Source organism: Kribbella sp., from assembly GCF_035655035.1.
GTDB lineage: Bacteria > Actinomycetota > Actinomycetes > Propionibacteriales > Kribbellaceae > Kribbella.
The window spans coordinates 1-12,045 of sequence record NZ_DASRVN010000640.1 but is presented as its reverse complement, the minus strand read 5'-3'; the positions used below and the strand labels follow the sequence as shown (position 1 = coordinate 12,045).

Below are 12,045 nucleotides of genomic sequence, written 5' to 3'. Positions count from 1 at the left end.
GTTGGTGGCGCTCGGTACGTCGCTGCCGGAACTCGTCACGACCGTCCAGGCGCAGCGCCGCGGCGAGTCCGACCTCGTCGTCGGAAACCTGTTCGGTAGCAACCTGTTCAACAGCCTGGTAGGCGGGGCGGTCGTCGGCCTGGCATCCGGCTCGGCATCGCCCGGACGGGCAGCAGTAGCCCTGAGCGTCACGATGCTCCTCACCGCCGGCCTGGCCTGGATACTGCTCCGCCGCGGCCTGACCCTCACCCGGATCGAAGCCCTCGTCCTCCTCGCCGCCTACGCCCTCACCATGCCACTGCTCCTCTCGACGTGAAGCTCGACGTGAAGCCGGTTGTCCGCGAGCGATCGCAGGACGGCTGCTGTCTGGGCGTTGGCCGGGAAGAAGGTCTCGATCGCGATTTCGTCCAGGGTGACGTCGCGCGGCGAGCCGAAGACCGTCGCGCCGTACAGGAAGTCCAGGTCGCCGTACGGCGTGGTCAGCTGCAGCGGTACGACGAGGTCGCCGGCCGGAGCCGAGTTGCCCGAAGGCGCCGCGGTCCCGTAGCTCTCGAGCTCCGCCAGGAGGCCGGCCAGTCCGTCCGGGTGCAAGGTCGCGCGCAACATGTTCACCGGTGGCCCGGCGACGTCCTCCGGTAGATCGCTCAGGAACGGGCGCATCGCGGGGTTCATCGCGAGCAGGTCCCACCGGACGTTCACGGCAACCGCCGGGTTCGGATCCATGCCGGTGAGCACCGCATGCACCGCATCCTTCGCGATGCCCAGATCGGCGAACGGACGCTCACGATGCGGCGGCGCCAACCCGGCCCGCCCGGTCTCGATGTAGCTCAGGTGTTTGGCAGACAGATCCGCCGCCAGCGAGACGTCCAACTGCGAGCGACGCCGTTGTTCCCGCCATCGCTTGACCAGCGTTCCAACACTCTCCTCCGGATGCACCGCGCTCGCCTGCAGTGGGAACTGGTTGTCGACGGTACGTCGTTCGCCACCGGCACGGACTTCCTCAACCGCGCACCGGAGGGCTTCCACCACGACCACTGACCACCCGTCCGGCTGACCAGTGCGCGGGGTGTAGGTTTGCTGATGGTGTGCCGGGAAGTCTGGTCGGCGACAGTACTGTCCTGACCAGAATCGAGTCCTGAATTGATCCCGCCGACCAATTCCGACGCAACCGCATCCTTGGCTCGGCAGCACAGCGGCCCACCCCGCGCTGTCCTGTTCTTCGCCTTCGCGTTCGCCGTCATCGCGGACCCTGTCTCATCGGTTGCCTACGCGATCGAGGCCGCGCTGCGAGCCTTGCACGGCGACTTGTCGCGGCTGCTGCCGACGATGGCATTGGTCGTCGGACTGGTCGCGCTCGTCACCGCTAACTATTGGCAACTCGTCGCACGATTTCCCAAAGGCGGCGGTGCGGCCGCGGCCGCCGGCCGAGCCTTCGGTCCGCGCTGGACGTTCCTGCCCATCGGTGCGCTCGTCGTCGACTTCGTACTGACCATCGGCATCTCGATCTCCGCCGCGGCCAGCGCGGTGATCGCGCTGGCCCCGGCACTGGCGCCCTGGCGGATCGCGTTCGCGCTCGTGCTGCTGGTCGCGGTCGGTGGACTGACCTGGTTCGGCCACGGTGGCAGGCTGCTGTTCGCCGCGATGACCTCGCTGTTCGTCGTGATCGCGGCCGCTGTGGTCGTGCTCGGGTTCGTGGCGCCGCACTCGACCGGTACGGCGCCCTCCACCCCTCACCCCGGATCGCACCCGGCGCTCTTCGCGGTCCTGCTCGCGTTCCCCGTCGCGATGGCCCTCGCCACCGGAGTCGAAGCGCCGTCCACGGCCATCGCGCAGTTGGGACAGCTGGACGACACCCACCGCCGCCGTTTCGGCCGGGGCACCCTGGCGTTGCTCGTGATCATCGTCGGCGGCCTCACCCTGTCACTGACGGCCTTGGCCGCTCGACTGCACATCGGCATACCCGGTCTCGACTCCACTCAGATCGCCGACATCGCGCGCGCCGCGGCCGGCTCAGGCTGGTTGTACACGGCGTTCCAGATCACCAGCTCGCTGCTCCTCCTGGCCGCCGCCAGCTCATCGTTCCAAGCCGGTCCCGGCCTGCTCAAAGCCCTCGCCGGCACTCACGAACGTCCGAGCGTCCTGCCAACCTGGCTCGGACGCACGAACCGCCACCACACCCCGTACTGGTCGGTCGTGGTCTATCTCGGCGCCGCCGCGCTGATCATCCTCGCCGCCGCCGGCCAGGAACAAGAACTCGTGCTGTTCTACGCCGTGGCCGTGTTCGTCAGCTTCCTCATCGGGCTCGTCGCGATGGCACGCTTCGCTCGGGCCGAGCGCAAAACGGCGCTGGCCGCGGTCAACGCCTTCGCCGCGGCCGCCGTCGCCTTCACCCTGATCGTCAACCTCACCCGCGGCTGGCCGATCCTGTCCCTCCTCGCAACCGTACTCGTCGCCGGCGCTCTATACCTGCGGTGGAACAGAGCCGGCCGCCCCAGCGGCATCGAGGACGTCGAGGCCAAGGCAGAGGCCGACTGACGGCCGTTCAGTTCGCCCCGGCACTGCGCCTGACCTGGGCTCAGCGGGTTTCGGCGTCGAGGTCGAGGTCCGCGGCGATGTCGAGGGCGATGATCGCGCAGTCGATCGCGTCGAGTGGTGGGTCCTCCAGAGTCGGCTGACCGTAGATGCACAACGCCTCGCGGCCGTCCGCGGTCGTGCCGGCGATCTCGGCCTGGCCGTCCTCGTCGTACAGCACTTCCCAGCCGTGTTCGCCGAGCTGAGCCAGCGCGTACTGACGATCGGCGCCGTGCAGCGAAAGATGCACCGGGCGTTCCAGATCGTGCAGCCGTTCCGACCACGCCGCTTCCACCAGCGGATCCGCCGGCGCCGCGACATCGCTGTCCGGGCGCGGAGCGAGCAGATACCCGATCCCGGTGAGCGGGTCGAGGTAAGCGGTGTGCGCTGCGAACTCGATGATCGTCACGTCGACGTACTGCGGCGGACTCTGATGGTTGTCGGGCGGATTCATGTCCTCAACTTGTTCCTGAACTGGTCCTGGTCAACGGTGGATCGTGATCACGCGGCCTCGACGTCGAACACGCGGTCGAGGCCCGTACGCCGTAGTACGTCGCTCAGCTTCCGCCCGGCGTGCCGGATCACCACACCGCCGCCACGACGCCGGCAGACCCGATGTGTGTCGAGCAACGCCGCCAGCACCGTCGACTCGAGCTGGTCCAGGTCCGACACATCGACGACTACCAGGCATACCCCGTCCATGACCAGGTCACGCAATCGCCAGCGCAGCGATGACAGCCCGCAGGCGAGCTCGGCGTCGGACAGCGTCACGATCGCCCGCTGCGGCAGCGGACTGTGGGGCGTTTCGGTCATCGAGCATCCTTAGCGCCGGCTCCGACGATGGTTCCTCCACTGTGCTGCCCCGACTTTGAGATCGGAGCTGCGCGCGCTTGACGATCCGATGACGGCAGGCGGCCTACTGCCATTGGCACCACGACGGGGCACCGGACTTCTTTACGATCGGATGACATGGCCGACCCCAGGCCCACGAGACGCCGTCAGCTTGGGAAGATGTGACGATGCCGATGCAGGTCCTGGTCGTCGAGGACGACGACCGAATCCGTGCCGTTCTGCGCCTGGCACTCGAAGACGAGGGCTACCAGGTGCTCGAGGCCGCGGACACTCCCACCGCCGTCGAGCTGGCCCGCGCGTCCCTGCCGGATCTGATGATGGTGGATCTCATGCTCGGCGAGATCGACGGGTACACGTGCATTCGCGAGGTACGGCGGCTCAGCGACATCCCGATCGTCATCGTCAGCGCCCGGTCCGACACCCACGACATCGTCGCCGGGCTCGAGGCCGGAGCCGACGACTACGTCACCAAACCGTTTCAGGTCAAGGAGATCACGGCCAGACTCCGCGCGCTCCGCCGCCGGCTCCGGAGCAGCGCGGACGCAGGCCAACCCGACGTCGTCCTCGACCGGGACCCGGCGCACTACCTCGTGCTGTCGCCGGCCCGCGGCGCTGCCGTACTCGACGGCAAGGACGTGCCGTTGACCGTCACGGAGTACCGGCTGCTCGCCGAGCTCGCACAACCCACGGGCCGCGTCCTCAGCCGGCCGTCGTTGCTGGAATCGGTGTGGGATCACGGGTACTACGGCGACGAGCGGATCGTCGACGTCCATATTCGCCGGCTGCGCACCAAGATCGAGCGTGATCCGGGCAAGCCGCAGATCGTCGTCACGGTGCGAGGGATGGGTTACCGGCTGGACCCGCAATGAGTTCCGGCCGCCGCACGCTCGGTCTGCGCCACCGGCTCGTTCTCGCGTTCGGGTTGATGGCGTTACTGGTGTCGGCGGTCTTTGCCATCAGCACGTACCTGCTGGCGCGCGGCTACCTGCTGGCGCAGCGTGAGCGGGTCGTTCAGCACCAGGCTTTCGCCGACGCGATTTTCGTACAGCGCCGCTTGGAGAGCGCGGGCGCCGATGTCTCATCGGTGCTGACCGCCGCAGGTACCCCAGCCGGTCACACGATCATCCTCAAGTGGCGTGGACAGTGGTATGCGTCGGCTCTCGACCAGGGACGCGACGCGGTCCCCGCTGCTCTCCGTCGGCAGGTCACGACGGGCCAGTCCGCAACGCAGCGCTATCGGACCGACGACGGGCCGGCCATGGTCGTCGGCGTACCGGTGCAGTCCGTCGGGGCCGACTTCTACGAAATCGCACCCCTGACCGAGCTCGACGGCACCCTTCGGCTGCTCAGCGGCATCCTGATCGGGGGCGCGCTGGTAGCTACGTCCGCGGGTGCCGTTCTGGGCGCATGGGGGAGCCGATCGGTCGTCACACCGCTGAACCGGGTCGCCGTCACCGCTGCCTCGATCGCGGGTGGCGAGCTCGACGAGCGGCTCGCAGCAACCGACGATCCCGAGCTCGCGACGATCGTGGGCTCGTTCAACAGCATGGTCGACACGCTGCAGCAACGGATCAACCGCGATGCGCGACTGGCCGCGGACGTGAGCCACGAACTCCGCTCCCCGCTGACCACCTTGGTCGGCAGCGTCGACCTTCTCAACGCACGGCGAGAAGAGCTTCCCGAACGTTCCCAACGGGTCCTCGACCTCGTGACCGCTGACCTGCAACGCTTCCGGCGACTGCTCGACGACCTTCTGGAACTCGCCCGCGCCGACGCCGGCCTCGACCGCCGGCCGACCGCGCCGGTGGATCTCGGAGTGTTGCTGCGACAGGTCCTCGGCGAGGTCGGACGTGATCCGACGATCCTCGCAGGCGACCCGGACCGCGTCGTCGCCGCGGACAAGGCACGCCTCAGCCGCCTGTTCCGCAACCTCTTCGAGAACGCCGCAACACACGGCGGTGGCCTCACCGGCGTCGAGGTGACCAGAGCCGGTGGCGACGTACTGGTACTCGTCGACGACTCGGGCGCGGGAATCCGGCCGGAGGACCGCGAGCGGGTGTTCGAGCGGTTCGCCACCGGTGCGAACCAGCGGCGGTCGTCGTCGGGGACCGGCCTCGGCCTGGCCCTGGTCGCCGAAACCGCTGCCGCCCACGGCGGAGCCGTCTGGTGCACCGCGGCGCCTGCCGGTGGGGCACGTTTCGTCGTACGGCTTCCCGAGCTCCGATCGCTGCCGGAGGCAACGACATGAAACCCGCCGCGGCCTGGCTGCTGGTTGCCGTCCTGGCGCTGACAAGCTGCGGCGTGCCGGTCCAGTCCGACCCGGTCCCGCTCGAGCCCGGAACGGTACCGTCACAACTCCGCGACGGTGGCTCGGCGCCGTCGCCGCAACCGAGCACAGCCACCGGCAAGTCCCCGTTGCGGGTGAACTTCGTCCGCAACGACCGACTCGTCAGCATCCGCCGAGAGGCGCCCGCCGGAGCCTCTGCCGAGCGCCTGACGACCGTGATCCAGGACCTGGTCGCCGGCCCGACCACGACCGAACAAGCCAACGGCATCACCACGGCCCTGCCGCCGAACCTGAACCTGACCGTCGCCGAGGTCCAGGGCAGCAGGGTCGTCCTCGAACTCTCCGGCGACACCGAAGGGCGATCGGCGACCGAGAACGTCCTGGCCGTGGCTCAAATCGTCCTCTCGGTCACAGCCCTGCCGCCCTTCGACGAGGTGACCATCTCCAGAGGCGGCGTTCCCGTGGAGGCATTGCTCGCCGACGGCGCGCTCACGACCGACCCGCTGACCGCTGCCGACTACGCGTCGCTCCGCTCGCGGTGAGCGAGTCACCAGCCGAGTCGGCTCGCGGCTTCGGCTACCACGGCCGGCTCGTCCGCGGCGCCTGCGAACGCGACCAGCGCGCGCACGAGCTCACGTCGCCGGCCGACCGGCATTCCGAGCACGATCCGCTCGATCTCGGCCCGTCGCTTCCGGGTGACCTTGCGCACCAGCCTTCGGCCCTCCGCGGTCAGGTCGATCACGACCTCACGGCGGTCCCGCGCGTTCTCCCGCCGGTCGACCAGGCCCGCGGCGATCAGCCGATCGACCATCCGCAGCGCGGTCGACGCGGTCACGTCGAGCCGCTCCGCGAGCAGGTTGAGCCGGCTCGGACCGTGGCCGTCGAGGACGACCAGCGTACGGAACTGCGTCAGCGTGACGGATTCCTCGACCTGGGCCAGCGATCTGGCCGAGACGCCGACGAGCACCCGCGACGCGGTCAGCACAGCGGCCACCACCTCGTCGACGGTCTCCTCGGTCGACGAGGTCGCTGCCCCCGCGGATCGGCCGGCTGAACCGGTCACGGCTCCACCTCCACACCTTTGGTCTGGCTGATCCTTGCAGAGGCTAATCGGTCGGCGCACCGCGCCCGAACTCGACCCGTACCAACGGAAGCCTCGCGCCCACATCGACCGGCATCGGACCATCCCCCGCGAGGTCCGGCAGGTCCAGCGTCCGTCCGAGCGCTCTCGCCGCCCGGCGGTGCCGATCGCGGTACTGCTCGAGCCGCGCCGGTACCTCAGCCGCCGCGACCGGCTCAGCGATCGCCCGCACGCCTCGGCGAAAGCCGGTCCACACCCGAACTCCCGGATGAGCCAGTACATTGCGGTACCACTGAGCGCCCGGGCCGTACCCGGACACGATCACCAGCCCGCCGGCATCCCGCTCGAGTACTTCCAGTACGACGTACCGCCGCAATCCGCTGCTCCGCCCCAGATGCTCCAGCATCACCAACCGCCGACCGAACAAGAACCCCAGCCCGGCCCGGAACATCGGAATCGGCAACCGCGCGATCCTGCGGGGAATCCGTCGCGTCACGACGCCACCTCGTTCCTGTTCGTGTCGGGTCTGGCCCGAATTCTCGAGAGTGCCGCGCGGTAGCTGATCCACCCGACGATCCGCCGGTCCCGCAGTACCGGAACCGCGGCGCATCCACTGCGGTCGAGCGCCTCGATCGCCTTGTCGAGATGATCATCAGGCGCGACCAGGACAGGAAGCTCGAGGACAAGGGAAGCCGGGGCGGTGTCGTGCCGGCCGTCGGTCAGCGCCTCGGCGACCACCCGCGCCGTCACGACACCGACGTACTCCCCCGCGTCGTCCAGAACGGGGAGCACGCCGGACGCCGATTGCGCGAGGACGGCCGCCACCTGCGGGAGGGGACTGTCGCCGCGTACGCCGTCGGGTACGTCGGTCATCACGTCGCCGACCGAGATCCGCGCCGCCGTGGCGATGGTCTCCGTACGGCCGAGATCGACACCTCTGCGCCGTAGCTTGAGCGTGTAGATCGTGTCGCCCGACAGCAGGTGGCTGACGCCGGTCGCCAGGACGATCGCGGTCATCAGCGGCAGGATGATCGAGTACTCCCCGGTGAGCTCGAACATGATCACCACCGCGGTGATCGGTGCCCGCGCCGCTCCCGCGAAGACCGCGCCCATGCCGATCAGGCCGTAAGCGCCGACCGCGCCCGCCGTGCCGGGCAGCACGAGGTGCGCCACCGCGCCGAACGCCGACCCGATCATCGCGCCGATGAACAGGCTGGGCGCGAACACACCACCCGACCCGCCGATCCCGATCGTCAGGCTGGTCGCGACCATCTTCCCGACCGTCAGCAACAGCAGGAACGCGATGCCGTACACCCCCAGGATCGCGTGGCCCAGCACCGGATAGCCGACGCCGTACATCTGGGGAAGAACGATCAGCAACAGCCCGAGCAGCACACCACCGACAGCCGGCCGCAACCACTCCGGCCCCCGCCACAGCGCATCGCAGGCGTCCTCGATCAGATACAGGACCCGGGTGAAGGCGACGCCGACGATGCCGGCGATCAGCCCCAGTACGGCGAACAGCGCGTACTGGCCGACATGCTCGACCGAGAACTGCGGCAGCGCGAGGAACGGGACATCGCCCAGCACCGCCCGACCGATCGCGGCCGACGTGACCGCGGCGATGACCACCATCCCGAACGACTGCGCCGTGAAGTCCGCCAGGATCAACTCCATCGCGAAGAACACCCCCGCGAGCGGAGCGTTGAAGGTCGCCGCGATCCCACCCGCCGCGCCACACGCCACCAGCACCCGCAACCGCGGCTCCGGCACCCGCACCAACCGGCCCACCGTCGAACCCAGCGCGGATCCGATCTGCACGATCGGCCCCTCACGACCGACCGATCCGCCGCCGCCGATGCACAACGCCGACGCCAGCGCCTTGACGGCCGCGACCTGCGGCGGGATCCGGGCGCCGTTGCGGCTGACGGCGTACATCACCTCCGGTACGCCGTGGCCGCGCGCCTCCCGGGCGAAGAAGTGCACCAGCGGGCCGTACAGGAGCCCCGCCAGCACCGGTACGCCGAGCAGGAACCACCGGCCCAGACCAGGAAGTCCCGGATGTGACGCTCCCGGCGTCGCCGCATAGTCCGCATACCCGGTCGCCAGCGTCGTGAAAGTCTTGATCAGCCAACGGAACAGCACCGCGAAGCCCGCCGACCCCGCACCGACCACGAGGGCGAGCACCAGCAATCCGGAGTTCGCGCCGCGCAGCAGCTCGCGAAGACCGGATCGGTACGACGCACCTCGGGCAACGGTCAACGTATCGGCGGACATGAATTGCATTATGCAACAGTTAGCTCCACCAACTCCAACCGTCTCACTACGCGGCCGGACTTGGCGACGACACTGCGGGGACTTTGAGATCAGATGACATTCGGCGCCGCCCAAGGACACGGCGCCGCAGTGGAGCTACACAGGTGCCGAGAGCAACGTGGGAGCGGTGCCCGGGACAGGGTGGAGCGGTGGAACTGGAGATGGGAGCTCGCCGTACGATCCGGTCGAGACTCGCCGCGGCGGTGCGGTCGCTGGTGCGACGGAGCGACCCATCGCACTATGGCGTACTGTCGGACTGGACGGACGCGGAACTCTACAAGGTCTGGTGCGCGACCGCGGCGGAGTTGCTCAAGGCACAGAGCGAGCACACCGCGGCCGCCGTAGCGGCCCGGCAGTACCTCCTGGCCGAGATCGAATGCCGCCACCCTCGCGCAACGGCGGCCTGGCTCTCCTCAGACCGACTTCTGTACGGCGAACCCCCGCGATTCCTGCTGCACGACACCTGACGACGGCCGTCAGCCAGATCCTTGTCACGCTCCAGGAGCTTCCAGCCGGTCAGCTCGAGCTGCTCGAGGGCGTGCGTACGGTCGGCAGTCTGCCGGACTATCACCTGCTGATCGCCACGACGCAGGTGAGCGACGGCGGTCTGGCGATGCTCGGCCTGCGCCCCGGCGACATCTTCGGATCCGAGGCGCTCGCGCGGCGCATGCACGCGCAAACCCCCGAGGATTCCGCAGCTCCCGACCTCGGAACGATCATGGCGCGGAGCGCCGCCAACGTGCGATCGGCGAGCGGCGGCAGAAGTTTTCCACCTACTTCAAGGGCGCGCGGCCGTTGAGGGACGACCGCCGCCGGCGTCCCCCAGCGACCCCGCCGGCCGCTAGGCGCGTGGGATGTCGCGACGGGTGAAGGCGCGGAACCCGAGAAGCAGCAGCGCCGCACCGACGCCGGACAGCCCGAGCAAACTGTCAGGGTCGACCGTGCCGAGCGGAGGGTTTCCGATGTGGGTGGTGGGAGCAAGGGCGAGCACCCAGGGAGCGAGCTTGAGGCCGGGACCGAGGAAGGCGATGAACGCCGCGACCGCGTATCCGGCCCACGCCAGGCCGAAGCCGCGCGGCCACGTACCGAACAGCACGAGCGCGAGTCCCGCCAGTACGAGTTCGGCCGGCAGGTAGTCGAGGCCGGACTTCATGATCGCTCCGAAGTCGTTGGCGATCCCGATCGACCAGGCGGTCGAGACAGCAAGAACCAAGCACGAGACAACGACGACGATCACCAACCCGGCCAGGACGACCACGGCATGAGCAGTCAGCCAGCGGGCCCGGGAGAGGGTGCCGGCGAGTCGTGTCTCCAGGCGCCCGTCGGCCTCCTCGGCGCGGAGGGTGGAGATCGCCTGGACGACGTACCCACAGGCGACGACCGCCAGGTAGAGCTGGGTCGCGGCCACGAAGCCGTCCAGCGGGCGGCCGCCCTGGATCCCCAGGGAATCGGCCAGCGAGGGATTGCCTGCCATCGCGTCGAGCAACTGCCGGGCCAGCGAGCCCATCATCGCGGTCAGCAAGACCCCACCGGCGAGCCAGCCCATGACGGCCGGACGGTGAATCCAGACCGCGAAGCCGACCGGCGACCGCCGAAACCGGGTGGCGTGCGCCGGCCCCACACCACCGCGCAGCACTGCGCTGCCAATGTCGCGGCGAGCGGCCAGGAGTACAGCCGCGCCACCCAGGCCGACTCCGAAGACGGCCGGGATGGCGAGCACCCACCAGCGCTGTTCTCCGAACGGCGCGGTCTTCTCCGCCCAGCCGAGCGGTGACAGCCACGTCAACCAGGTCTTGGTCGCGTCACCGATCCCCCGCAGCGCACACGCGACTGCCAGCACGATCAGGCTCCACAGGTAGACACCACGCGTATGCACCACAAGTTGCGCCACCAGTGCCGCGAACCCGGCGAACACCAGAGCCAGGCCGCCGAGGGCTGCGCCGTACAGGATCGCGCCTGAAGCCGGTACTCCTGCAAGGACAAGCCCGCCCGCGAACAGGACGGACGTCGCGAGGATCGCCACGGCCGCGATCACAAGGGAGGCCAGAGTGGGTTGGTACCGGGCGATCCGGCCGCCCAGGATCGTCTCCAGCCGGCCCGACTCCTCCTCCCGCCGCGTCGAGCCGGCGACCAGACCGATGCCCAGCAACGGCAGCAGGAACGACGCCAGGAACCCGAACTCGTCCTGGATGACCCCGCCCAGGCTGTCGATGCCCTCGACGTGCCCGTTGATCGCCGCCAGCGCGCTGCCCGAGGTGACCGCGTCGGCATAGGTGTGGATCTTGGCCGGGGTGTCGTACATACCCGCCACCGCCGCAGCAGTTCCGACCATGCCGGTCGCAAGGCCGACCACCCACACGAGGATGGCGCGACGGCGTGTGCGCCAGACGATCCCGGCCATGACGCCGAGGCCCCGTCGACGCGAACCCGTAGGACGATCGCCGGCACTCATCGCGCGGCCTCGAGGAACGACCCGCCCGCCTCCCGCGCATCGAACGCGTCCCCGTAATTGCTCAAGAACAGCGCATCAAGGCTCGGCGGAGTGACCGTCAAGGTATGGATCCGGGCCGCATGCAACCTGCCGATGGTCGCATCCAGATGATCCGCGTCGATCGTGAACCGGGTATCCACGTGTCCGTCGAGCCGTTCGGAGACGCAGTCCGCAACCCCTTCCAGCCCTTCGGGTTCGACCTCGGTGACCGCGTGCACCGCCGTACGAGTATGTCTGCGCAGGTCCGCGAGACTGCCGGTGATCACCGTCCGTCCGCGCCGGATGATGCTGACTCGATCGGCCAGCGCCTCGACCTCGCCGAGGATGTGGCTGGACAGCAGCACCGTCACCCCGGCATCGCGGCGCTCCCGCACGCACTGCTGGAAGGCCTGTTCCATCAACGGATCGAGGCCCGAGGTGGGTTCGTCCAGGACGAGCATCTCGGCC

At 69.1% G+C, this 12,045-nt stretch carries 13 protein-coding genes and 2 pseudogenes; 7 read left to right on the top strand and 8 right to left on the bottom strand.

What is annotated here, in order from left to right; all coding sequences use genetic code 11:
* Positions 1–316, top strand: a pseudogene (locus VFF46_RS33520) (sodium:calcium antiporter); the annotation flags it as partial.
* Here the strand turns inward: VFF46_RS33520 and VFF46_RS33515 are convergent.
* On the bottom strand, positions 280–936 hold the full coding sequence (locus VFF46_RS33515) for a helix-turn-helix transcriptional regulator (RefSeq protein WP_325041259.1): 657 nt from the start codon (positions 934–936) through the stop codon (positions 280–282). The pseudogene VFF46_RS33520 and the gene VFF46_RS33515 overlap by 37 nt on opposite strands.
* A gap of 240 nt (positions 937–1,176) precedes the next feature.
* Here VFF46_RS33515 and VFF46_RS33510 point away from each other — a divergent pair, with 240 nt between their 5' ends.
* Positions 1,177–2,535, top strand: a complete 1,359-nt coding sequence (locus VFF46_RS33510; protein ID WP_325041258.1) for a hypothetical protein — start codon at positions 1,177–1,179, stop codon at positions 2,533–2,535.
* 40 nt (positions 2,536–2,575) lie between these two features.
* Here the strand turns inward: VFF46_RS33510 and VFF46_RS33505 are convergent, their stop codons facing one another.
* Positions 2,576–3,025 carry a hypothetical protein gene (locus tag VFF46_RS33505; protein WP_325041257.1) on the bottom strand — a complete coding sequence of 150 codons (450 nt, stop codon included), beginning with the start codon at positions 3,023–3,025 and terminating at the stop codon, positions 2,576–2,578.
* A 47-nt stretch (positions 3,026–3,072) separates the two neighbouring features.
* Positions 3,073–3,384, bottom strand: a complete 312-nt coding sequence (locus VFF46_RS33500; RefSeq protein WP_325041256.1) for an STAS domain-containing protein — start codon at positions 3,382–3,384, stop codon at positions 3,073–3,075.
* A 206-nt stretch (positions 3,385–3,590) separates the two neighbouring features.
* On the opposite strand from VFF46_RS33500, the gene VFF46_RS33495 reads away from it, so the two are divergent.
* Genes VFF46_RS33495 through VFF46_RS33485 form a run of 3 tightly spaced genes read left to right on the top strand, consistent with a single transcriptional unit; the run spans position 3,591 to position 6,252 of the window.
* Positions 3,591–4,292, top strand: a complete 702-nt coding sequence (locus VFF46_RS33495) for a response regulator transcription factor (protein WP_325041255.1) — start codon at positions 3,591–3,593, stop codon at positions 4,290–4,292.
* Positions 4,289–5,671: a HAMP domain-containing sensor histidine kinase gene (locus VFF46_RS33490; RefSeq protein WP_325041254.1), complete on the top strand. Its 1,383-nt coding sequence runs from the start codon at positions 4,289–4,291 to the stop codon at positions 5,669–5,671. Before VFF46_RS33495 ends, VFF46_RS33490 begins: the two co-directional genes overlap by 4 nt.
* Positions 5,668–6,252, top strand: coding sequence for a GerMN domain-containing protein (locus VFF46_RS33485; protein WP_325041253.1), 585 nt, complete (start codon positions 5,668–5,670; stop codon positions 6,250–6,252). The genes VFF46_RS33490 and VFF46_RS33485 overlap by 4 nt, the downstream gene beginning before the upstream one ends.
* A gap of 5 nt (positions 6,253–6,257) precedes the next feature.
* On the opposite strand, the gene VFF46_RS33480 is transcribed toward VFF46_RS33485, so the two are convergent.
* From VFF46_RS33480 to VFF46_RS33470, 3 genes are read right to left on the bottom strand one after another with little or no spacing between them, the layout of a single operon-like run.
* The gene (locus VFF46_RS33480) at positions 6,258–6,773 is read right to left on the bottom strand and encodes a MarR family winged helix-turn-helix transcriptional regulator (RefSeq protein WP_325041252.1); all 516 of its coding nucleotides are present in this window, start codon (positions 6,771–6,773) and stop codon (positions 6,258–6,260) included.
* Positions 6,774–6,816: 43 nt separating this feature from the next.
* Entirely contained in the window at positions 6,817–7,287 is a 471-nt protein-coding gene (locus VFF46_RS33475; protein WP_325041251.1) for a nitroreductase family deazaflavin-dependent oxidoreductase, read from the bottom strand.
* Positions 7,284–9,068 (bottom strand): chloride channel protein, encoded by a 1,785-nt coding sequence (locus VFF46_RS33470; RefSeq protein WP_325041250.1) that lies wholly within the window; start codon positions 9,066–9,068, stop codon positions 7,284–7,286. Before VFF46_RS33470 ends, VFF46_RS33475 begins: the two co-directional genes overlap by 4 nt.
* Before the next feature lie 188 nt (positions 9,069–9,256).
* On the opposite strand from VFF46_RS33470, the gene VFF46_RS33465 reads away from it, so the two are divergent.
* The gene (locus VFF46_RS33465; protein ID WP_325041249.1) at positions 9,257–9,574 is read left to right on the top strand and encodes a hypothetical protein; all 318 of its coding nucleotides are present in this window, start codon (positions 9,257–9,259) and stop codon (positions 9,572–9,574) included.
* A 71-nt stretch (positions 9,575–9,645) separates the two neighbouring features.
* The gene (locus tag VFF46_RS33460) at positions 9,646–9,906 is read left to right on the top strand and encodes a hypothetical protein (RefSeq protein WP_325041247.1); all 261 of its coding nucleotides are present in this window, start codon (positions 9,646–9,648) and stop codon (positions 9,904–9,906) included.
* A gap of 42 nt (positions 9,907–9,948) precedes the next feature.
* On the opposite strand, the gene VFF46_RS33455 is transcribed toward VFF46_RS33460, so the two are convergent.
* Both VFF46_RS33455 and VFF46_RS33450 read right to left on the bottom strand, forming a co-directional pair.
* Positions 9,949–11,460: a hypothetical protein gene (locus VFF46_RS33455; protein WP_325041246.1), complete on the bottom strand. Its 1,512-nt coding sequence runs from the start codon at positions 11,458–11,460 to the stop codon at positions 9,949–9,951.
* Positions 11,461–11,555: 95 nt separating this feature from the next.
* A pseudogene (locus tag VFF46_RS33450) lies at positions 11,556–12,045 on the bottom strand (ABC transporter ATP-binding protein); the annotation flags it as partial.